General features: G+C 59.3%; 15 protein-coding genes. 7 read left to right on the plus strand and 8 right to left on the minus strand.

What is annotated here, in order from left to right:
- Positions 1–115 precede the first annotated feature (115 nt).
- From E3W21_RS01900 to E3W21_RS01915, 4 genes are all read left to right on the plus strand, one after another.
- On the plus strand, positions 116–1,219 hold the full coding sequence (locus E3W21_RS01900; protein WP_134417475.1) for an extracellular solute-binding protein: 1,104 nt from the start codon (positions 116–118) through the stop codon (positions 1,217–1,219).
- A 142-nt stretch (positions 1,220–1,361) separates the two neighbouring features.
- The gene (locus tag E3W21_RS01905; protein WP_134417477.1) at positions 1,362–2,270 is read left to right on the plus strand and encodes an ABC transporter permease; all 909 of its coding nucleotides are present in this window, start codon (positions 1,362–1,364) and stop codon (positions 2,268–2,270) included.
- Entirely contained in the window at positions 2,267–3,115 is an 849-nt protein-coding gene (locus E3W21_RS01910; protein ID WP_129437940.1) for an ABC transporter permease, read from the plus strand. Before E3W21_RS01905 ends, E3W21_RS01910 begins: the two co-directional genes overlap by 4 nt.
- A gap of 155 nt (positions 3,116–3,270) precedes the next feature.
- Positions 3,271–4,326, plus strand: coding sequence for an ABC transporter ATP-binding protein (locus tag E3W21_RS01915; RefSeq protein WP_134417479.1), 1,056 nt, complete (start codon positions 3,271–3,273; stop codon positions 4,324–4,326).
- A gap of 131 nt (positions 4,327–4,457) precedes the next feature.
- Here E3W21_RS01915 and E3W21_RS01920 read toward each other — a convergent pair whose 3' ends face one another.
- Positions 4,458–5,387, minus strand: coding sequence for an AraC family transcriptional regulator (locus E3W21_RS01920; protein ID WP_134417481.1), 930 nt, complete (start codon positions 5,385–5,387; stop codon positions 4,458–4,460).
- A 428-nt stretch (positions 5,388–5,815) separates the two neighbouring features.
- On the opposite strand from E3W21_RS01920, the gene E3W21_RS01925 reads away from it, so the two are divergent.
- On the plus strand, positions 5,816–6,169 hold the full coding sequence (locus E3W21_RS01925; RefSeq protein ID WP_134417483.1) for a putative quinol monooxygenase: 354 nt from the start codon (positions 5,816–5,818) through the stop codon (positions 6,167–6,169).
- A 41-nt stretch (positions 6,170–6,210) separates the two neighbouring features.
- The gene (locus E3W21_RS01930) at positions 6,211–6,441 is read left to right on the plus strand and encodes a hypothetical protein (RefSeq protein WP_134417485.1); all 231 of its coding nucleotides are present in this window, start codon (positions 6,211–6,213) and stop codon (positions 6,439–6,441) included.
- On the opposite strand, the gene E3W21_RS01935 is transcribed toward E3W21_RS01930, so the two are convergent.
- Positions 6,442–7,071, minus strand: a complete 630-nt coding sequence (locus E3W21_RS01935; protein ID WP_129437933.1) for a flavin reductase family protein — start codon at positions 7,069–7,071, stop codon at positions 6,442–6,444. It lies immediately after the preceding gene.
- A 212-nt stretch (positions 7,072–7,283) separates the two neighbouring features.
- On the opposite strand from E3W21_RS01935, the gene E3W21_RS01940 reads away from it, so the two are divergent.
- Positions 7,284–8,039, plus strand: a complete 756-nt coding sequence (locus tag E3W21_RS01940) for a hypothetical protein (protein WP_134417487.1) — start codon at positions 7,284–7,286, stop codon at positions 8,037–8,039.
- Positions 8,040–8,182: 143 nt separating this feature from the next.
- Here the strand turns inward: E3W21_RS01940 and E3W21_RS01945 are convergent, their stop codons facing one another.
- The 6 genes from E3W21_RS01945 to E3W21_RS01970 all read right to left on the minus strand — a co-directional run bounded on the left by E3W21_RS01945 (position 8,183) and on the right by E3W21_RS01970 (position 22,136).
- Positions 8,183–9,502 (minus strand): MFS transporter, encoded by a 1,320-nt coding sequence (locus E3W21_RS01945; protein WP_134417489.1) that lies wholly within the window; start codon positions 9,500–9,502, stop codon positions 8,183–8,185.
- Between the two features lie 320 nt (positions 9,503–9,822).
- Positions 9,823–11,157, minus strand: a complete 1,335-nt coding sequence (locus tag E3W21_RS01950) for a sigma-54 dependent transcriptional regulator (RefSeq protein ID WP_129437926.1) — start codon at positions 11,155–11,157, stop codon at positions 9,823–9,825.
- Positions 11,151–12,917: an ATP-binding protein gene (locus E3W21_RS01955; protein ID WP_134417491.1), complete on the minus strand. Its 1,767-nt coding sequence runs from the start codon at positions 12,915–12,917 to the stop codon at positions 11,151–11,153. The genes E3W21_RS01950 and E3W21_RS01955 overlap by 7 nt, the downstream gene beginning before the upstream one ends.
- 65 nt (positions 12,918–12,982) lie before the next feature.
- On the minus strand, positions 12,983–15,820 hold the full coding sequence (locus E3W21_RS01960; protein WP_134417493.1) for an RHS repeat domain-containing protein: 2,838 nt from the start codon (positions 15,818–15,820) through the stop codon (positions 12,983–12,985).
- Entirely contained in the window at positions 15,817–20,376 is a 4,560-nt protein-coding gene (locus E3W21_RS01965) for a SpvB/TcaC N-terminal domain-containing protein (protein WP_134417495.1), read from the minus strand. Before E3W21_RS01965 ends, E3W21_RS01960 begins: the two co-directional genes overlap by 4 nt.
- A gap of 236 nt (positions 20,377–20,612) precedes the next feature.
- Entirely contained in the window at positions 20,613–22,136 is a 1,524-nt protein-coding gene (locus E3W21_RS01970) for a fumarate hydratase (RefSeq protein ID WP_129437918.1), read from the minus strand.
- Between the last annotated feature and the right edge of the window lie 66 nt (positions 22,137–22,202).

The raw sequence follows: 22,202 nt of genomic DNA on the forward strand, positions 1-22,202 counted from the left end.
TGAACCCGTTGGCTCAGCGCAAACCCCGTGAATACGGGGGCTTGGAGCAGATCTGGCGGCGCAGATGCAACGGTTGCGACCAGCCTCATACCTACAAAAACAAAGGGAGTCCGTAATGGGCGAGCATGATCTGAACAGACGTCAATTCATCAAAACCGTGGGCGTAGCCTCGGTGGCAGCGGCCGCCATGAGCATGCCGTTCATCAAGGCTAACGCCAGCGACACACGCTTTGCGGGCAAGACCCTGCGTTTGCTGACCTGGTCCGATGACACCGGCTTGGCAGCCCTGCGCAACATCGCCGCGACCTTCGAAGACAAGTACGGCTGCAAGGTCATCGCTGACCGTACCGGCAGTACCTCGGAAATGGTCGCCAAACTCAAGGCCGGCGGTGATCGTCCGCAGTACGACATCATCACCCTGGCAGGCGTCGGCGCCGAAGGTCTGGCCGCGGCCAACCTGCTGGAAAAACCTGATCTCAACCGCATCCCGAACCTGGTCGATGTACCGGAAAAATACCGCACCGGCGCCAATGGCCACGGTATCGGTTACCTGCTCTGGTGCAACAGCCTGGTCTACAGCACGCGCACTCAGAAAGAAGCGCCGGACAGCTACGCCGCCCTGTGGGACGCGGACCTGGCACCGAACATCTTCCTGCCGCCGCCAAACTGGACCGAGGCCATGGACCTGATCATCATCGCCGCCAAACTGGCCGGTGGTGACGAACACAACATTGAGCCGGGCTTCAAGAAACTCGCCGAGCTGAAAGATCGCGTGGTAACCCTGGGTGAAAACCCGAACCAGCTCGCCGAGCTGTTCCGCACCGGTTCCCTGGACATGGGCGGCCTGTACGCGCCGGCATTCTTCCCGAAACAGATCCGCGATCCGGCCTACGGTCTGAGTGCAACCTTTGGCATGAAGGAAGGTTTCTACACCGACTTGATGCAATCGGTGATGCCGAAGAACCGTCCGGGCGACACCGACATGGCGTACGCCTTCATCAACCACTCTCTGGACCCGTTGGTGCAGGGCAAGATGGCTGAAGACATCTACAACGGCCCGGTCAACGCCAAGGCGATCATCTCCGCCGAAGCGCGCAAGAGCCCGTTCATCCTCACGCCAGAGCAGATTACCGAGAAGGCGATCATGCACGACAACGCCTTCCTGGCCACCGTGCATGACCAATGGATTCGTCGTTACACGGAAATCTTTTCTTCCTGATCCGTAGGAGCTGCCGAAGGCTGCGATCTTTTGATCCTGCTCTTCGGTGGCTCTGAAAAAGATCAAAAGATCGCAGCCTTCGGCAGCTCCTACAGGGCCGGGCGCGAGATATTCCTGATCTGCCATTGACGAGACCCTTGCTATGGAACACCAACCTCTGACTCATCCGGTCGCCGTCGCTCCAGTGCGCACCAATCGGGGTGTTTCGCCGACGACGCGTGCCTGGTTTTTTCTCTCGCCGTCGATGCTGTTTCTGGGCGTATTGATCGCCGCCAGCTTGCTGGTTCTGCGCATGAGCGTGGGCACCAAAGGCGCGGAATGGACCGGGATCAGCCTGGCCAGTTACGCCCAACTGCTGGAACCGTATTACCTCAAATCCTTGCTGCTGACCCTGCGTCTGGCCCTGATCAGCGCAGTGATTGCGGTCGTGTTGGCGATCCCGGTGGCTTACACCATGTCTCGCCTGACCTCACCGTTCGTGCGACGGATCTTCCTCGCCGCGGTGTTGCTGCCGTTGCTGGTCAACCTGTTGCTGCAAAGCTACGGCTGGCTGGTGATTCTGGGACCTGGCGGGATGCTCAATCAGGCGCTGATGGGCCTGGGCCTGATCAAGCGCCCGATCATGTTGCTCTACAACCAGAACGGCGTACTGATGGGCCTGGTGCAAACCGCGTTCCCGTTGGCCGTGCTGCCGATTGCCAGCGCCATGCGCGGCGTCGCTCGCACTTATGAAGAAGCCGCTGCAACCCTGGGTGCCAGTCGTTTTCAGGTATTCCGTCAGGTGGTGCTGCCGATGAGCATGCCGGGGATCATCACTGGCGCGACGTTGGTATTCGCCTACAACGCCAGCAGCTTTGTGGTGCCATTGCTGCTCGGTGGCCGACGCGTGCCGATGCTGGCGGTGATGGTGCATGACCAGATCGCCCCGCTGATGAACTGGCCCGCCGCCTCCGCTGCCGGTGTGGTGCTGATTGTCACCACGCTCGCAATCATGACCTTGTCCGAATACATCACTGGCCGTCGTCGGCGCATGCTGGAGGCTTCCCAATGAGCACTCTGATCAAGAAACGTTATGGGCTGCTGCCCGGCGAGACCGGCAAGTTTGCCGGCATCCTGTCGGGCTTCATCCTGCTGCTGGCGGTGTTGCCGATCCTGACCATGATCGTGATGTCGTTCAGCGGTGCGTCGAACCTCGACTTCCCGCCGAGCAGCTACAGCCTGCAATGGTACAAGGCTGCCTGGCACACCTTCGTGTCGCCGGATGCCAGCGATGTGCTGAGCCTCGGCAAGGCCATGACCACCAGCCTGATGGTGGCGTGCCTGACCATGGTGTTTGCAACGATCATTGCGGTGCCGGCCGCTTATGCCCTGACCCGTTGCGAGTTCCGCGGCAAAGCCGTGGCGCTGCAATTGATGTCGCTGCCGCTGGTGTTTCCGATGGTGGTGTTGGGCCTGGCGTTGCTGCTGGTGTTCGACAGCCTGCCGTTCCAGATGACCACCTCGCGGCTGGTGATTGCCCACGTGATCCTGGCGCTGCCGTTCGTGGTGAAAAACTGCACCGCCGCGATGCTCTCCATTGGCAGCGAAGTCGAAGAAGCCGCGCAGATGCTTGGCGCTTCACCGACCCGGGCGATTATCGATGTGGTGGTGCCGCTGATGAAGTCGGGGATTCTGGCGGGGATGCTGCTGGCGTTCATCGTCTCGTTCAACGAATTCACCGTGACCTACTTCCTTTACACCATCGACGTCATGACCGTGCCGATCTGGATGTACAGCCGCACCGTGTCATCGCTCGACCCAACCGTATTTTCGTTTGCCGTGCTGATCGTGCTGATCGACTTCGTCCTTATATGGGCGTTGGAGAAGCTGGTTGGTGAAGGTGGCGTTTCGTTCTAGCTTCTGCCTGGAGGTGCCTGCGCTCGATCATGCTGCGTTAAAAGTCCGCTCAGAATGCTCATTGACTAAAGTCAACTCTGCTTCTTCGCAGACTTTTGCCTTGCCTGATCTTCGCTCGGCGACCTCCAGCCAGAACCTTATTCTTGAGGTGCAACATGACTGGTCTGATTCTGGAAAACGTCGAGAAACATTACGGCTCGGCCTGCGCGGTAAAGGATGTAAACCTGCATTTGCCTGAGGGCAAACTGGTGTGTTTTCTCGGCCCGTCGGGCTGCGGTAAAACCACGTTGCTGCGAATGATTGCAGGGCTCGAAACCCTGAGCGGCGGCGAGATTCGCCTGGACGGTGAAGACATCGGCCACACCCCGGCGCATCAACGCAATTTCGGCATGGTGTTTCAATCACTGGCGCTGTTTCCGCACATGACGGTGGGGGAGAACATCGCCTATCCGCTGAAACTGCGCGGGGTCAGCAAGGCTGATCAGCAGGCGCGGGTGGTGGAGTTGCTGCAACTGATTCAGTTGCAGGAAATGATCGATCGCCCGGTGTCGAAACTCTCTGGTGGCCAACGTCAGCGCGTGGCGATTGCCCGGGCGATTGCCTCGCGGCCGAAAATCCTGCTGCTGGATGAGCCGCTGTCGGCGCTCGACGCCAAGCTGCGCGAGTCGATGCAGGTGGAAATCCGTCAACTGCAACAACGCTTGAACATCACCACCATCATGGTGACCCACGACCAGCGTGAGGCCATGACCATGGCGGATATCGTTGTGGTATTGGGTGAACATCGGGTGCAGCAAGTGGGCACGCCGATTGAAATCTATCGTCACCCGGCCAATGAATTTGTTGCGGACTTTATCGGCTCGGGGAATATCTTCCCGGCCACGGCACTGGGCAACGGCAAGATTGGGCTGCCGGGTGGCGAGGCGCTGGAAGTGCCGATCTGCAGCAGCATCGTGGTGGGTGAGAAAGTGAAGATGCTGATTCGCCCTGAGGACCTGCAACTGTCGCATCCACAGGCGACGGCGGGGAATCGGCTGCTCGGTAAGGTGACGTTTGTGCGTGATATTGGCGCGACGATTGAGACGACCGTGGAGTGTTCCGGGGTGTCGTTTACGGCGTTGAGTACGCCGTGTCAGGGGTTTGGGTTGAGCATTGGCAATCCGGTGTCGGTGACATTGCCGGCTGAGGCTTGTCGCGTACTCGGTGCCTGACATTAGAGGTGGATTGACTGTGCCGGCCTCTTCGCGAGCAAGCCCGCTCCCACATTGGACCGGTGTACACCAGACCCCTGTGGGAGCGGGCTTGCTCGCGAAGGGGCCGGCACAAACAACACAAGATTCAGCTAGACCGTCAACCGCAACCGCGCCAAATCCCTTAACGGCGGAGCCCCAAACAACCGGCTGTACTCCCGGCTGAATTGCGAGGGGCTTTCATACCCTACCCGATACCCCGCTGCCGAAGCCTCCAGCCCTTCCGCCAGCATCAACCGCCGCGCTTCTTGCAGGCGCAGTTGCTTCTGATACTGCAACGGACTCATCGCCGTCATCGCCTTGAACCGGTGATGCAACGTCGACACGCTCAGGTTCACTTCCTTCGCCAGATCATCGATGCGCAGCGGCTGTTCATAGTTGCCGTTGAGCCATTTGATCGCCTGGCTGATGCGATGGCTCTGGCTATTGGCGATAGCGATTTCGTACAGCCGATGACCCTGCTGGCTGCGCAATAGTCGATACAGGATTTCCCGGCGAATCAGCGGTGCGAGCATGGCGATGTCTTTCGGCGCATCCAGCAAACGTGCCAGACGCAACACCGCGTCAAGCATCGCGGTGTCGATCCGTTCGACATACAAGCCGCGTCCCGTCGGCCGGGTGGGCACACCGAGAGGACCGGCGTCGGCAATCAGCGCGGTGATTTCTGCCGGGTCGATATCCAGCCGCACCGCGAGGATCGGTTCTTCAGACGTGACGTTCACCACGCGCCCGCTCAGTGGCATCGAAACCGACACCACCAGGTAATTCAGCGGATCGTAATTGAAGTATTCATCGGCCAGCCTGACCTCTTTACGGCCCTGCGCCATGATGCACAGCGCGGGTTGCGCCAGTACCGGGGCAAACTCATGGGACTTACTGTGGCGAGACATGAACAGCGAGCCGACGGCAGTCGCATAAGTGCCATCCTCCGCCGTGTTGTGGCGAATGATGGCGGCCAGTTCCGCGCGCTGTTTCTCCATGTCGGCGTCCAGCGGGGCTTGAAAATGATCGAGCGACGACATGCAAGGCATCCTCGGCAAGGCGTTGGTAATGAGTTGAGCTTAAGTTTGTGCAAGACGAAGCGCTAGACACATCCTGCCTCAAGCTTGCCTGATTCTGCATGGGCTTCGTGTGCCGCCCCGTCATGACGTGATGCAGATGGGCAACGGCTGACGCAAGCCTGCCCCTGTAGGAGCTGCCGGAGGCTGCGATCTCTAGATCTTGAAAACAGAAGTCAAAAGATCGCAGCCTTCGGCAGCTCCTACACAAAGCTCGTGTGACAGTGGTATGACGGGTTTTACCGGTTGTTACAGGTGTTGAGCCAAGCTGCGCAGGATTGTGCAACAAGCCGGCAGGAATCGACTAACCGCGATGGAAGGGGCGCGCTTAACCTTGGATCCTGTCGCAGCCCGTCCCACGGCTGCCACTCGAGTACCTGGGAGGGTTGAACATGTCTACGCAGATCCCCGTCAGTCATATGGCCTTTGTCCGCGCCCGCGCCGGGCGTTCGGCGGAACTCGGTGCGCGCCTCAGCGCCTTGATCGAGCCGTCCCGCAGCGCACCGGGTTGCCTGAATTTTGCCCTGCAACATTCGCAGTGCGATCCGGAGTTGTGGCTGGTGTCCGGTTTCTGGACCAATCAGCAGGCCATGACCGCTTACTTCAGCACCCCGGCCATGCAGATTTTTGCCGAGTTGGTGCAAGACCTGGTGGTCAACAGCCTGGATTTTCATACCTTCAAGGACGTGTCGGCCGCCCAGGCGCTGGGACAGTCCCAGTCGTGGGTACACAAAATGGCGGGTTGAGGGTTTAATGGCTCAATTCTCAATCAGCCAGGATCCGCGACATGGCACGCAAAGCCTTTGAAACCTTCGAAGCCGTATCTGCCGTAGTACCCCGCGAGGGCGGTTATCACGCCGCAATCGCCACCAAAGCCATCGGTGGTTCGGGTGCACCGCGCTTTCACAAGCTGCTCGAAGAACAGACCTTCAAAACTGCCCATGAGGCCGATGAAGCCGCCGCGCTGCAGTTGACACACCTCAAAGGCGTCAGCGAAGACGGCGACCTGATCTGGTAATTACTTGACCGCCCCCGGGCGATACATCTTGAACAACGCCTCAGGCCCCAGCTGGAAATAATCCGCTGGCCCGCCGCCGCGCAGGATCGGTTCTGCCGCGGCGGTGTCGTACACCCCATCCTTCAACAGCCATTTGGCGATATGCACGGCGACCACTTCGCCGAGAATCAGCCAGCTCGGCACCACGTTGCCATCGGCCCGCTGCAACTGAATGATCTGCGTGACCTTGCATTCGAAGGACACCGGGCTTTCGGCGACGCGCGGCACCTGAATGACTTTCGACGCTGCCGGCGTCAGCCCGGACAGCTCGAACTCGTTGACCTCAGGCCCGACCATGGCAGAGCACTGGTTCATCTGCTCGGCCAGCGGACGGGTCGCCAGGTTCCAGGCGAATTCGCCGGTTCGCTCGATGTTATTCAGGCTGTCTTTGCGCCCCACACTGGAAAAACCGATGATCGGCGGAATGTAGTTGAACGCGTTGAAGAAACTGTAAGGCGCCAGGTTCAGGCGGCCATCGGCATCCTGAGAGGAAATCCAGCCAATGGGACGCGGGCCGACGATGGCATTGAACGGGTCATGCGGCAGACCGTGGCCGTTGGCGGGTTCGTAGAAATGGATATCGTCGGGCATGGTACGGGGTTCCTGAGTTCGATTTGTAGCGAAAAGGGCCATAGTGCAAGCGGTGGCCAGCAATTTCCAGCGCGGCGATTAATCTGGCTCTTTTGCATGTGTGACAGATTTTTCATAAAGCACTTACCTATTTTTCACTGCCCGACCTCCAGTCTGCGTACCGGCCAAAAGCCTGATAAACGGCCGCCATGAACACTGGAGATTTACCCTCGATGAACAAACTTCCTCAAATCACCCTGGCGTTCTGGGTGATGAAAATCTGCGCGACGACCCTGGGGGAAACCGCGGGAGATTTGCTGTCGATGACTCTCAACGTCGGTTACGCCATCAGCTCGCTGATTTTGATCAGCGTGTTCGTACTGACGCTGATCACGCAGTTGATGTCCAAAACCTACAAGCCGGTGCTGTACTGGATCGTGATTTTGTCGACCAGCACGGCCGGCACCACCATGTCTGATTTCATGGACCGCACCCTTGGGTTGGGCTATGCCGCGGGCTCGATGATCCTGATTGCGATTTTGATAGGGATTTTTGCTGCATGGCGCTTGAGCGGCGATTCGCTGAACGTCACCAAGGTCCAAACCTTTCGCGGCGAGATGTTCTATTGGATGGCGATACTGTTTTCCAACACCTTGGGCACTGCGCTTGGCGATTACCTGGCCGATGATTCAGGCCTGGGCTTTGCCGGTGGCGCACTGTTGATTGGCTCAGCCATTGCGGTGGTGGTGTTGCTCAAATACTTCACGAAGATTTCGTCAGTGCTGCTGTTCTGGGTGGCGTTTGTGCTGACGCGGCCATTTGGCGCGACGCTGGGGGACTTCCTGACCAAGCCCCATGAAAAGGGAGGTCTGGATTTCGGCACCGTTGGCTCGTCGTTGGTGTTGGCGGGGATATTGGTGGTGATGATTGCGGGGGCTTCGTATGCGCAGAACAAGTTCACGAAACCGGAAGTTGCCGAGTTGTCTTGAAACCGAGTCGCGGCCTTCGCGAGCAAGCCCGCTCCCACAGGTTGACCGAGTTCTTTCAGAAGAATGCGGTCGAATGTGGGAGCGGGCTTGGTCCGGGCGGCGTTCCGACGAAGAGGCCGGTACAGCCGACCTCGATGTGCCTGTCAGTCCGTCTCGATCCGCGAATGTTTGTGGGTGTCTTTCATGGTCACATAGACCAGCAACGACACGGCAATACACGCGGTGACATACCAGTAGTAACCGGTTTCCATGCCGATGCTCTTGAACCACAGCGCGATGTATTCAGCGGTGCCGCCGAAGATCGACACGGTCAGCGCGTACGGCAGGCCGACGCCCAGCGCACGGATTTCGGTCGGGAACAGTTCGGCTTTGACCACCGCGTTGATCGAGGTGTAGCCGCTGACGATGATCAGCGCTGCCATGATCAGGAAGAACGCGCCCCACCAGGTCTGCACGGTGTGCAGGGTGGTCAGGATCGGCACGGTGAACAGCGTCCCGAGAACACCGAAGGCAATCAGGATCGGACGGCGACCGACTTTATCCGAGAGCCCGCCAATGAGCGGTTGCAGGCACATGAACAGGAACAGCGTGGCGGCGGAAATGGTGGTGGAGTCGGAAATGCTCATGCCGACGGTGTTCACCAGGTATTTCTGCATGTACGTGGTGTAGGTGTAGAACGCCAGGGTGCCGCCCATGGTCAGGCCGACCACGGTCATCAGTTCCTTCGGATGGCGCATCAAGGTGCGCATCGCGCTTTCCTTGGCCTTCTCTTTCTTGGAGAACGACTCGGTTTCTTCCATGCCACGACGCAGGTACAGCGCAACCACGGCACACAGCGCGCCGATGGCGAACGGGATGCGCCAGCCCCAGGCGTACAGCTCTTCAGTGGTCAGGGTCTGTTGCAGCACGATCAGCACTGCCAAAGCGATGAGCTGGCCGGAGATCAGGGTCACGTACTGGAAGCTGGAGTAGAAGCCGCGACGTTCCTTGGTCGCCATCTCGCTGAGGTAAGTCGCCGAGGTGCCGTACTCGCCACCGACCGACAGGCCTTGCAGCAAACGGGCGAAAATCAGCAGGATCGGTGCGCCGATGCCAATGGTTTCATAACCCGGGCTCAGGGCGATCAGCAGCGAGCCGAAACACATCAGGTACACCGAAGCCATCAGTGCTTTCTTGCGACCGGCCTTGTCGGCGTAGAGGCCCATCAACCAGCCACCGATCGGGCGCATCAGGAAGCCCACGGCGAAGATCGCGGCGGTGTTCAGCAGTTGCGCGGTGGTGTCGCCTTTGGGGAAAAAGGCCTTGGCGAAGTACAGGGAGAAGGCGGCGTAGACGTACCAGTCGTACCACTCGACCATGTTGCCGACAGAGCCGCTGAAGATCGATTTGATGCGACTGGCAGTGGTTCTTTCTTTGGCAGGCGAAGCTGCCGACCCAAGAGGCAGGGATTGTGAGTTATCCATGACGGATCCTTCATTTAATTGTTTTTGTGGAGCGCGTTGAAACGCAGCCTGCTTGGGCTATAGCAGGAGATGTGCCAACGGGAGGAGGGCCGGTTTAGAGGGGGTAGCGAGTTTTATTGAGCGGAAATCCGCTTATTCAGGATCGGGTGCGAGCGGAAAACCGCTTATTCAGGCGTGGGATTGCTTCGTCAGTGCTGGCCCCTTCGCGAGCAAGCCCGCTCCCACATTGGATCTACGGTGAACACAGAATTTGCCTACACCTCGAATCAACTGTGGGAGCGGGCTTGCTCGCGAATAGGCCAGTTCAGGCACCACAAAAATCAGCTGTCTTGCAAAAACATCTCGCGGGTCAGGCCATGCCGCTGCATCTTTTCATTAAAGGTCCGGCGCGGCAGTTGCAGCTCTTCAAGCACCGCTTTCACATCGCCCTTATGCCGGGTCAACGCCGCGCGCAGACAATGCGCTTCAAAGGTTTCCTGCTGCGCCGCCAGCGATTGCCCAGGATCGATCCCCACCGGTTCCGGCTCGCCCAGCCCCAACACTTGCCGCTCAGCAACGTTCGCCAATTCGCGCACATTGCCTGGCCAGTCGTGGCTCAGCAGGTGGCTCAACTGCGGGCCGCTCAGCGGTGGAAAAGTCCGCCCCAAACGCTCGGCGGCATTGTGCGCAAACGACTCGAACAACAATGGAATGTCTTCACGCCGCTCGCGCAACGGCGGCAGCCGCAACTCGGCCACGTTCAACCGATAGGCGAGGTCTTCGCGAAAGCGTCCGGCCCGGGCTTCGTCCAGCAAGTCGGGTTTGGTCGCTGCAATGATCCGCAAATCCACGCGGATGCTCTGATTGGAGCCCAACCGCTCCAGCTTCTGCTCCTGCAACACCCGCAGCAATTTCACCTGCTGGGCCAGCGGCATGCTTTCGATTTCATCGAGAAACAGCGTGCCGCCATCGGCGTATTCGAGCTTGCCGATGCGTTTGCCCGAGGCGCCGGTGAACGCGCCGCTCTCGTGACCAAACAACTCGGCCTCGAACAACTGCTCGGGAATCGCCGCGCAGTTCAGCGCCACAAACGGTTTGTCGGCACGCGGACCAAAGTCGTGCAGGCAACGGGCAACCAATTCCTTGCCGCTGCCGGTTTCACCGCGGATCAACACATTGACCGGCAGCGTCGCCAGGTCCAGCACTTGCCGACGCAGCGTCTGCAAACCACGGGACACGCCCAGCAGCGTCGCATCGAGTTTGGCGCGGTTGTCCGCCTGCTCGTGCAGGGCGCGGTTCTCCAGCACCAGCCGCCGCTTGTCCAGCGCACGGCGCAGACTGCCGAGCAGGGTTTCGGGGCTGAAGGGTTTTTCAAGGAAGTCGTAGGCGCCATCGCGCATGGCTTCGACCGCCATCGGCACATCGCCGTGGCCGGTCAGCAGAATCACCGGCAAGTCGGCGTCGCGCCGCTGAACTTCGGCCAGCAGTTCCAGGCCGGTCATGCCCGGCATGCGCACGTCGCTGAGGATCACCCCGGGGAAATGCTTCGGCAGCTGCGCCAGGCATTCATCGGCGCGGCTGAACAATTGCACCTCGAACCCCGACAGGCTCAGCCATTGTTCGACGGCGCTGCGAATACTGCTTTCGTCGTCGACCACCATCACTGAATTCAGCATGAGCCAGGAGCCTCCAGATCGATGGGCAAAGTCACGGTGAACACCGCGCCGTTTGCATGATTGTCGGCGCTCAGGCGTCCACCCGATTCATGAACGATGGCAAAGGATACGGCCAGCCCGAGGCCCAGGCCATCACCCACCGGTTTGGTGGTGAAAAACGGATCAAACACGTTGGCCAAATGCTCTTCGGCAATGCCGCCACCGTTGTCGGTGACCGTCAGGCGCCAGAGTTGTTCGTCGGCTTCGAGACGGATTTCCAGGCGTTTGCAGGGTTTGTCCTGCATGGCGTCCAGGGCATTGCGCAGCAAATTGATCAGCACCTGTTCCAGGCGAATCGCATCGCCACGCACCCAGGCCGGGCGCGTCAGGTGCAGCACCGTGCTGACCTGTTCATCGCGCAACCGTGTGTCGAGCAACTGCAACGATTGGTCCACCACCGCCGCCAGGTCCAGGCGTTCGCGTAAACCGCTGGGGCTTTTGCGGGCGAAGGTTTTCAGGTGACCGGTGAGGGCGGCCATGCGCGTCAGCATCTCATCCACCGGTCTGAGTGCTTTGTAGGCGTCGTCGACCCGGCCGTGATCGAGCAGCAGCCTCAGAGTAGCAAGCTGCATGCGTTGGGCGGTCAACGGCTGGTTGATTTCATGGGCCAGCGCGGCAGACATCTGGCCGAGGGCGGCGAGTTTGGCCGATTGCACCAGACCGTCCTGAGCGGTGCGCAGGTCGCGAGTGCGTTCTTCCACCAGTTGTTCGAGCTCTTCGCGACTGCGCTGGCGCAGCTTGGCCAGACGCCAACGCTGATTGAGGAACAGCAACAAAAACACCACGGCCAGCCACAACCCGGCGGCGGCGAGCCCGGCGTTTCGGCTGTCTTCGAACGCGACTTGCGGGCGGCGCAGCAGGTGCAACGTCCAGCCTTCAGTGCTCAGCGGCAGCGATTCCCACAGGTAATTCGCCGTCCCGTCAGGACCCACAACCCGCGTCAGATCACTGTTGTCGTCGAAGCGCCGCACCGATTGATACTCGAGCGGTGTCAGCGGTTGTTTGTCGTATTGGCGGGTGGCCTTGAGTTCGGCGTGATCGCTGTCACTCAGCGGTTTCAACAGCCGATAGCGCCAGCCCGGCTGGTTGGCGATGAAGATGATCCCGCGTGCATCGCTGACCAGCAGTGTGTCGCTGCCCTGACGCCATTCGCGTTCCAGCTCCGGAAACTCGAGTTTGACCACCATCGCGCCGAGGAACTGGCCGTTGTCATCGGTGACCGCGCTGGACAGGAAGTAACCGGGAATCCCGCTGGTCACGCCCACCGCGTAAAAGCGCCCGGTGCCTTGGGTGCGTGTTTCGCTGAAGTAGGGACGGAAACCGTAGTTGTGGCCGACGTAACTGCTGGGCAAACGCCAATTGCTGGCGGCCACCGCCAGACCGGTGTGGTCGAGCAGTTCCAGGGTCGAGGATTGCGCTGCACCGTTGATCTTTTCCAGTTTGCGGTTCAGTGCGTCCTGCTGTTCAGCGGATACCGAACCCTTGAGCGCGGCGCGCAATTCGGGGTCCAGCGCGAGCACGGCGGGCAGGGCGCGGTAGCGGTCGATCAGGGTGTGCAGGGAATTGGCATAGAGAGCCAATTGCTGATTGGCGCGGGCGGCGTCTTCCACGAGGGCCTGGCGCTCGGCGTGACGCATGGCGAAGCCCGCAACCAGCGCGGCACCGGCGGCAATCAGAAGGGTATAAAGCATCAAACGCAAGGAACGTGAAGTCGCAAGCATGGAAGTATCAGGCGAAAGACAGGGCGAGCACGATAGCACGCAAAGCGTGACGTGTTGCCGCCCGATCAGGCCGCCCTGAGCATGGTTTGTGTCCGCCTCAATTGTGCAATGGTTGCGTCTGTAGCGCTCCTCACGCTTGCGCGCGTGTCGCCGGGAGACTTCCCGAAAATTTTACTGAGCGGACTATAGGTATGAATTGAACTGCGTCCGGCTTGGTCAAACAGGCTTTCAAGTTCACTTACCCCTGCGTTCAATAGCTCGATCATCCCGCTGATGTGTGCGTCCGCTCTGTCTATTTTCTCCTGCGTGAGCTCAGCACCTGCTCCTGCGATTTCATGCAGTACCTCAAATGTGCCTGTCACGGTACTGAGCGCAGCGCCGATTTCACTGGCAAAGGGAGTGCCGGCAGCCTTCATACCGATGCTTGCGCCAACGTTCACTGCTTCCTTACCACCCTTTAGCCACCCCTTCTTGTTCAGTTCAATGATGCCGCGGCCCATTCCCCTGAATTTGTTAATAGCGTATGAACCATAATTCATGGCCTTGTATTCGCCTTTGGCCACTATTCGGTTTGGGTCCAGTTTGCTTGCCTTGAATTTAACCGAGGCGCCGAGGCTCAAGCGTTCTGAAGCAAAATCTACCCCCATACTCACCGCTTTTTTTGCCACGAACCCAAGAAAGATGCCAACGGCGATACCAACAGGTCCTGCGACGCTTCCCAGTGCTGCTGTTGCGGTGCCGATGCCGATACCCGCTGCGTAACTGATGGCTTGTCCTCCGATGTGCGCCACCGTCCTTATCGCTGCGGATTGTCCATGTGCCGTCGCTGACTGGTGGTTGAGAATTGGTGTCTCAGCTTCCTGGGCTCTTCGGGTGGTGAGCTCCAGGATTTTCGTATGTCGTACGATAGCTCCCGATAAGCTCATATTGGCTCTGTATTGAATTTGATCTGCTGCACTCTGACTTTTTCTGCTGGTTCGCTGCTCGTTCGTTTCAACGAACCCGTCCAGGAAGTTGCCAAAAGTCTGTCCATCGGTGTCTGTAAAAACGATCGGATTGTTACCCGCCATCGCGTACAGATTCAGCCCGTCCACATCCCCCGCCGGGTCGGCACTGACCCAACGTTGCAACCACGGCGCGTAGTAACGCGCGCCGTAGTAATACAGCCCGCTGTCATCCATTTCCTTGCCGGAATAGCGGACGGTTTTGTAGTCGACGTCCACCTCACTTCCCCGCGCGAACCAGGCCGTGGCTCCGAACGGGTAATAACCTTCTTCGCTGATCACCTGCGCATTTTGATCGAGCTCCAGCGCACAGGAACCCAAGTGGTCATCGAGGCTGTAGCGCAATTGATCGGCAGCGATGTTGGCGGGTTTGCCGCTGACCCAGTGCAGGCAACGCACGCTGCCGTGCCCGCCAGGCAGGGTGATTACGTGCAATTCTTCGCCGTTGTCGCGGGTGCGGATTTCCAGGCCCGGCAGGTAGATCACTTCCTGGAAATGGCTGAGTGACGACGTGTGGGTTTCGTGGCGTTTGTACACGCGCACGCCCTGGCTGTAGCGGTAGAACTCTTCGTCATCCGGGCCGTTGGTGCGTTTGACCAGCGTTACCGATTCCAGTTGGTCCAGGCAGTTCCACTGCAAGGCTTTGCCCGGCTGCAAGTTCTGGAGATTGCCATGGCGGTCATACAATTTTTCGAAATCAGGGACCGGATCATCAGGTTTCCAGCGCACACCGTGGTTGCTGGCAGGGTCGATGAACATCTCGCGGGTCTGTGAGGCGCCCGCACGTACGTGACGCAGTTTGATCAGGTTGCCACCAGAATCGTACTCATAGTGTTGAGTGTAATTGAGCCGATTGTTCGGATCGTCGGGCAGGGGCCGGCCCGGAATATCCGACGGCTGGGCATCGTCGTAACCGGTGGCACTGGTCAGCCGGTACAGCGAGTCATAGGTGAAGTCGCGGTGGCCGTCGATTAGCTGGTTGGCGAAAAAAGTCGGCTGGAAGGCGTGGTCTGCGAGGCGGATGATGTTGCCAACGCGGTCGTAGAAATATTCGAAATCTTGCAGCGCTGTCTCGGCGTTTTTTTGCGCGCGCTGCGTAGACAGGCGCCCATCGGCCGAGTCGTAGGTCCAAGTGCCGAGCACTTCGTTGCTGGCGCGTTGTTCGATGATCTGGCCGGCGGCGTTGTACTGCGCTTCTTTCAGAACCGATTCCCAGCCCAAGCCATCTTTAATCCGTAGCTCAACCTGCTGGAGCTGCCCGACGACGTCATAACGCAACTGTTGCTGGTGATCACCGGCATCGGTCTGGCTCAGCAGTGTGCCGAGTGGGCTGTAAATCCAGCTGCTGCGGTAGGGCTTGCCCTCGGCCAGGGTTCGGGTTTCGCGCAGTGATTGCCCCAATAAGCTGTAACTGTCGAGACTCAAGGTGCCGGAACGGTCGAGCTGTTCGGTCAATTGGCCGCGCCGGTTGAAAGCAGGATCGGCGGAGGCATCGACGTAGGTAAAGGTTTCGACATTCGGCTCACCGTTTTCCTCGATGGCAATCGGGCGCAACAGAGCGTCGTAGGTGATGCGCCAATGACTACCACGTTGGTCCCAGCGCTGCAGCGCTTCTCCGGCCAACCCTGGCAGGCTCAGACGCCAGCCAGCGTCGACGCTGTCGACTTTCAGCGGTTCACCGGACAGGCGGTAGACCGTGGCCAGGTTGGGGACGACGCCGAACAGTCGCGGGTCCCATTGTTCGAGCAATCGCCCGGCAGCGTCGTAGTGCTGGCGGGTGATCAGGTGTTCCACTGGGCCGGCAGCGACCTTGCGCAAGTACGCGACCTGGCGAATCGGCAAGCCCCGACTATCAATGACCGTCAGGTTCGGAGTGCGCCAATGAACCGTGGTTGTCATTGTTTGCCTCCCTTCAACTCACTTTCAGGCGGCGCAACATAGGTGTCATTAAAGTCCAGGCTGGTGGAGTACCAGGGATGGATGACCTCGAGCGCGACATCTCCTTTGGCGTTGATGACTTTTTTCTGGCGACCCAGCACGTCGTAAAAGTTCTGATCGTGATGGCCGAACTCACGGAAGGAATGGTCATTGATATAGCGGTGCCCATTGGCGAAGTAAGGGCGAAATACCCGAACAGCCAGGCCTTTGTTGTTGTATTCCACTCGTTCGCTGACGCGCCAGCGCGGATTGGCGTGCGCGACCTTTGGCTTGCCGTCTTCAATCACCAGCTCACCGTTTTCCACCACAAAAGCCTGTCCCGGCGCGACCAACTGTTTGGTCTGCAGTGGCCGGCCGAAACCATCCACGAAAGCTTTGACGATCTGGATTTGCTGCAGCTCATCATCCCAATAGCGGTCAGCGGTGAGGACGACGCTGTGCACCGGTTCTCGGGGAATCGAGTGGATCAGGTCGAGCAGCGCTTGTTCAGGCCCGGTCAGGGACTTGAGCCGAGAGAGTCTACGTCTGGCGCTGGCGCGAATATGCAGGGTGGGTAGCACGTAACCTTGCGCAATCCAGGTGGTCAGCCAGTCAGGTGTCTGCCTGACGGAATGGGGGAGTTCGCCCATCCAGCTGAACAGGTCCTTGCGCAATACGCTGGCCGCTTTTTGCAGGGCGCGTTGCGGATTTTCGATGGCAGGGTCCGGACGATGGTCCGCAGGACGTTCGTGTTCGTCGAGGGGGCGAAAACCCATTTCTTCGCCGTCTTCAGTGCCATAAAAACTGATGGCAAGGGGTTGTCCGGACGGCTCGTAAAGGGCTTCCTCGACATTGTCATTGGCATCGATGCTGCGCATGAGTTGCAGCGCGTGATAGTCATATTCGAAACGGGCTTCGCACCCGTCCGGCTGCGTGATGCTTTTCGGCAGCAGACAGTAGGCGTCGTAGCGGGCTGTCGTGATGCCGTAACTGGGCGTTTCGTTGTACTCCATCACTTTGTAAAAACTGTCGAGCTCGCCGTACTTGGCATAACCATACCGGGACGACCATAGATTCCTCTCCTTGTCCTCCTCCTTGTCTGCCGCCTCATCCACCCCGAGAACCAGAGGCATGGTCGAATAGCCGATTTTTTCCAGTTCGTCCCGAATAACGAGCGACGGCACCGTGTCGTAGGCTTGCAGTGCTGTCTTGTCCAGTTGGGCAATTTCCAGCGGTGCCTGCAGTGCCTCGAACTCGGCTTTGCCATCGGCGAGCGGTGTTTGATCGGCAGTCTTGAGGTAGCGATAGACCGACTGCGTGGTCAGTAGCCTCTGAGCGACCCATTCGGGCGAGGCGTACAGATCGATAAATCCTTCATAGGAAATGTCTGCGGGGGCGAGCCCCCCGGATGCTGGCTTCTTGGGCAGTACCAACGCATTGCCACGTTGCAGATAAGGCAGGCCCAGTCGCCAGCCTTGCAGGTCCTCCTTCAAGTGAATGAACTCGGCGCGGGATTCACTCAGGTAGTAGGACTGTTGGGCCGGGTCATGGGCATCCGTCCACCATTTTTTTTCATCAGCGTCATCGAACGGCGGATCGTCATCATCCGGGTTTCTGCGCCGGGCATAGCTGACCGTAATGGCATGCACAGGCAGCCCAAACTCGTCGTGGCCCAACGTGATTTCATGTCGGCACAGCGGGTCATTCACGAAGCGTTCGTACTGATAGCTGATCTTTTCCAGCGGCAAGGGCAGCATGATGGGGTAAGCGTCATGGTCTCCCTTTTTGCGCAGTTCGCGGACCTTGTAACGACTTTCCTCCACTGCGAAAGGCACCGCCATGGCCAGGTCATCGTCGGCGGCGTAGGTTTCCACACGCAGCACTGAACCTGCGAGGGCGCGGGCGATTTCGTGGGTGGTGGCTTCGTCGGGCGGCGGGACTGGGTCATCGAAAGCGTCGTTGCGGTGATACTGGCAGAACAGCGTGGGTTTCAAATCACACGCTTCGGAGTCACGGTTGAAATAGCCATCGCGTGGCAGGTCGATTTGCCGTCCGGTGTGAAACCAGGTGCAGACCAGCGCCGGGGCGGTAAAGCCGATGTCGTCTTCACTTGCGCTGGTTTCGCTGTCGGTCTGGCGCAGCAGCCCGAAGCCGCGAAACTCGCGGTTTCGGCCATCGTAGTAACCGTGCAAATACTGGAGAAACTGGTTCAGGCAGTTGCCGGTGATTTCATCGAGCTGGCTTTGTTGCTTGACCACCGGTACCGGGAACGGCAGGTAGCAAATCGGCAAGCGTTTGAGCTTGAGTATCCGATTCTTTTCATCCAGCCATTCCTGTGCCGAACTGCGATACACCACCTGCGTACTGCAACCCATGTTGTTGTTACTGGCGACCAGCATGTAGGGCTTGGCGCTGACGAAATCGTAGCGCCAGTGCTGTGGTTTCATGTGCGGCACGGTCAGGATCAGGCTCGCGCACCCCAGGCCTTGCAGGTCGGCGAGGGTGACCTGGCACAGGTTGTCGTAGCGGATTTCTTCGGGCCACGGGACCGTTACGGGGGTTTGCTCCAGACCATTGCCGCCGTGATTGAAATAGATCTCGAAACAATCGGACTTCAGATAAATGAGTGCCGGTGCACCGGAGCCGTCCAAGTCAGCAATCCGCACTCGCGCCGCATCGAATGTCGCGTAGTCGAAGGGCAGGGCACTCATGACAAAACCCTTGCCGAACCGCCCGTGACCGAGGTTCGGCCAGCATTTTATTTCGTCGTGCCGGATGCGGCACAGCTCGCTCATGTCGCTGCCCAGTAAATTGCCCAGCATCACCAGTTCGGTGCGGGAGTTGCTGAACAGTGGCAGGCGGTCGGTGGCCGGTGTGTGCTCGACGTCCTGGCCCGGGGCGAAACCGTCCTCACGCCGATTGGCGTACAGGCGCACGCTCCGCGGGCCGATCAGCGCCATCGAACTGAGCCCGTCGCCCATCAAGTCGCCAGATTGTGAAAGCGTGTGGAAGAACTCCACCGGGAACGCCGAAAAGGGAATGAACCCTGACCAGCTGCGATCAGGATTCAGGGTGTGGAAACCGCTCACGCCGGGCGAGGCGAGGATCCAGTCGAGCCGGCCGTCGCCGGTCAGATCGGTCAGCGCCTGATAGGTCGGCTGATTGCGATCGGCCACGGGGATGCGGGCCAGTTCTGTCCATGGGCCATAGTGGATGTCATCGCCCCCCGTCAGTGCGCGTAAGGGTTCGCGGTAATACCAACTCTGGTCGTAACGACAGATAAATCCGGGCACGCCTTCACCGAACAGATCCACGCATTGGTGGTGCGCGCCGTCCTCGATGCCGGGCATGTTTTCGAAGGGGAAGAACGGGCTCGACTCCTTATTGAGTTCGAAGCCTGAATAGTCGAACTCCACCGGTGGCATGTTTTCCACGGTGCCGCTGGCGTCATACGCCTGATAGTGCGCTGCTGCCAGTTGGGTGTATGCCAGGGGAGTCGTTTGGTATTGCAGCAGCAAACGTCGTACGAGTACCGGTTTGGGGCCCAACTGCTCGGGGAAGTGGTGAAACATCAATACCTGATGGCACAGACGTCGGGTGCCCAGTTCGAATCCGTAGGTGTAGCTGTGGAAGGGGTCGCTGCGCAGTTGCCACTCACCATAACCCTCGCCGGGCGCATCAAATGGCGGTCCGTAGAGCGGTTTTTTTTCCAGATCGAGGGTCCGCTCGCCGTAGTCGAACACCAAGTGGAAATGCCAGTCCAGGCTCGCCGGGTTTTCCACCGTCCAGGCGTACAAGTCTTTGCTGGCCCGGGCGTTGCCGTAACACACCCGGTGCAGGTAACGCTGGGCACGATAGTCGTGTTTGTCATTCGGGGTGTGTGCCTGATCTTCGGGCTTGTAGTCGAAACAAATGTGTTCGCCGTGGGGGTTCATGCTTTCGAGCAGTAGCCACACACCGATACGCTGCGGCGCGTCAGCGTTGTTCGGGTCGACAGGTTCGGCACGGCGCGAAGCGTCGGTCTTGCCGTAGACGTGCAGGCTGCCATCGGCCCCGTGCACCAGCCAGAAGGGCAGTTTTTCTTCTGGTTGCCAGAGCTCGATCAAATTGAACGAACTCTCGATCCGCGGCCAGTAGCGCACAACGTGGTGTTCGCCAATATCATCGAGCTCGAGGTAGTGGGTCTCGATTCTGGACTTGGGCTTGCCCTCGTCATCCAGCTCGGGCATCAACTCCTCGCCACCGGGACCGACCATGATGTCGACGTCGAGGTAATCGGGCACCCCCTTGCTGGTCCGGCGAGTGATAGCACTGGTGCCCAAACGCCTGCCAATGCCAAACGGACCGTTACCGCCCTGGCTGTCATAGCTCAGCGCCATTGCGGGATCGAAACCGCGCCCTGCTGAGAAGGGCAGCGGCAATTCGAACGAGGCACTGCCTGTCACGCCGACCGATCCCCAGCTTTTGCCAATCGTGGCAATGGAAGCACTCTTGGCGATGGAGGGCTCAGTGATGCTCAGGGAGGCTTGCTCTTCCATGGGGCTGATCCTGTTTTCCGCTTTGCGCTCTCCCGTAGCAACGGTGTCGCGTGATAGAGCGACGCTAACAAAATCAGGGGAAGGTGTGACCTGTCAGATCTGACAGGTGAGGCCGGTTTTTTTAGACCGATTACCGTGGAAAACGCTGCGTTATATAGCGAATAGTAAAAGTGACACGCAAAAAAACGGCCGGGTCATCTAAAAGACGACCCGGCCGTATTGGCAGGCTGAAGTGCTTACTGCACTTCTACCGCCAGGCTTTCACTGATCTTTTTCTGCCAGATGGCAGGACCGGTGATGTGTACCGACTCACCCTTGCTATCAACCGCAACGGTAACCGGCATGTCTTTCACGTCGAACTCGTAGATCGCTTCCATGCCCAGTTCGGCGAAAGCCACCACGCGGGATTTCTTGATGGCTTGCGCCACCAGGTAAGCCGCGCCGCCGACTGCCATCAGGTAAACGGCTTTGTGGTCCTTGATCGCTTCGATCGCGGTCGGGCCGCGCTCGGATTTGCCGATCATGCCCAGCAGGCCGGTTTGTTCGAGGATCTGACGGGTGAACTTGTCCATCCGCGTCGCGGTGGTCGGACCGGCAGGGCCCACCACTTCTTCGCGCACCGGATCAACCGGGCCGACGTAGTAGATGAAGCGACCTTTGAGGTCAACCGGCAGGGTTTCACCCTTGTTCAGCATCTCGACCATGCGCTTGTGCGCAGCGTCGCGACCGGTGAGCATCTTGCCGTTGAGCAGCACGGTTTCGCCCGGCTTCCAGCTCTGCACGTCTTCCGGGGTCAGGGTGTCGAGGTTCACGCGACGGGCCGACGGGCCGGCTTCCCAGACGATTTCCGGGTAGGCGTCCAGCGGCGGCGCTTCCAGCGAGGCCGGGCCGGAACCGTCGAGCACGAAATGCGCGTGACGGGTGGCGGCGCAGTTGGGGATCATGCACACCGGCAACGAAGCGGCGTGGGTCGGGTAATCCATGATCTTCACGTCGAGCACGGTGGTCAGGCCACCGAGGCCCTGGGCGCCGATGCCCAGTTGGTTGACCTTCTCGAACAGCTCCAGACGCATCTCTTCGATACGGTTCTGTGGGCCACGCGCTTTCAGTTCGTGAATGTCGATGGATTCCATCAACACTTCCTTGGCCATGACGGCGGCTTTCTCGGCGGTGCCGCCGATACCGATACCCAGCATGCCCGGTGGGCACCAGCCGGCGCCCATTTCCGGAACAGTCTTCAACACCCAGTCGACGATCGAATCAGACGGATTGAGCATGGCCATTTTCGACTTGTTCTCGGAACCGCCGCCCTTGGCCGCCACGTCCACTTCCACGGTGTTACCCGGAACGATGGAGTAGTGGATAACGGCCGGGGTGTTGTCCTTGGTGTTTTTACGAGCGCCCGCCGGGTCGGCGAGGATCGAGGCACGCAGGACGTTTTCCGGCAGGTTGTAAGCCCGGCGCACGCCTTCGTTGATCATGTCGTCCAGGCCCATGGTGGCGCCATCCCAACGTACGTCCATGCCCACGCGAACGAAGACGGTAACGATGCCGGTGTCCTGGCAGATCGGGCGGTGGCCTGTGGCGCACATCCGCGAGTTGATCAGGATTTGCGCCATGGAGTCACGGGCCGCTGGCGATTCTTCGCGCAGGTAGGCTTCGTGCATCGCCTGGATGAAGTCAACGGGGTGGTAATAGGAAATGAACTGCAGGGCGTCGGCAACGCTCTGAATCAGGTCGTCTTGCTTGATCACGGTCATGAGTCGCGCTCCTCTAAAAGACGGGAACATTCAATAAGGTGCTTGCAGCTTGGGTGCATCGGTCGG

The sequence above is a fragment of the Pseudomonas sp. F01002 genome, assembly GCF_004402115.1.
Classification (GTDB): domain Bacteria; phylum Pseudomonadota; class Gammaproteobacteria; order Pseudomonadales; family Pseudomonadaceae; genus Aquipseudomonas; species Aquipseudomonas frigoris.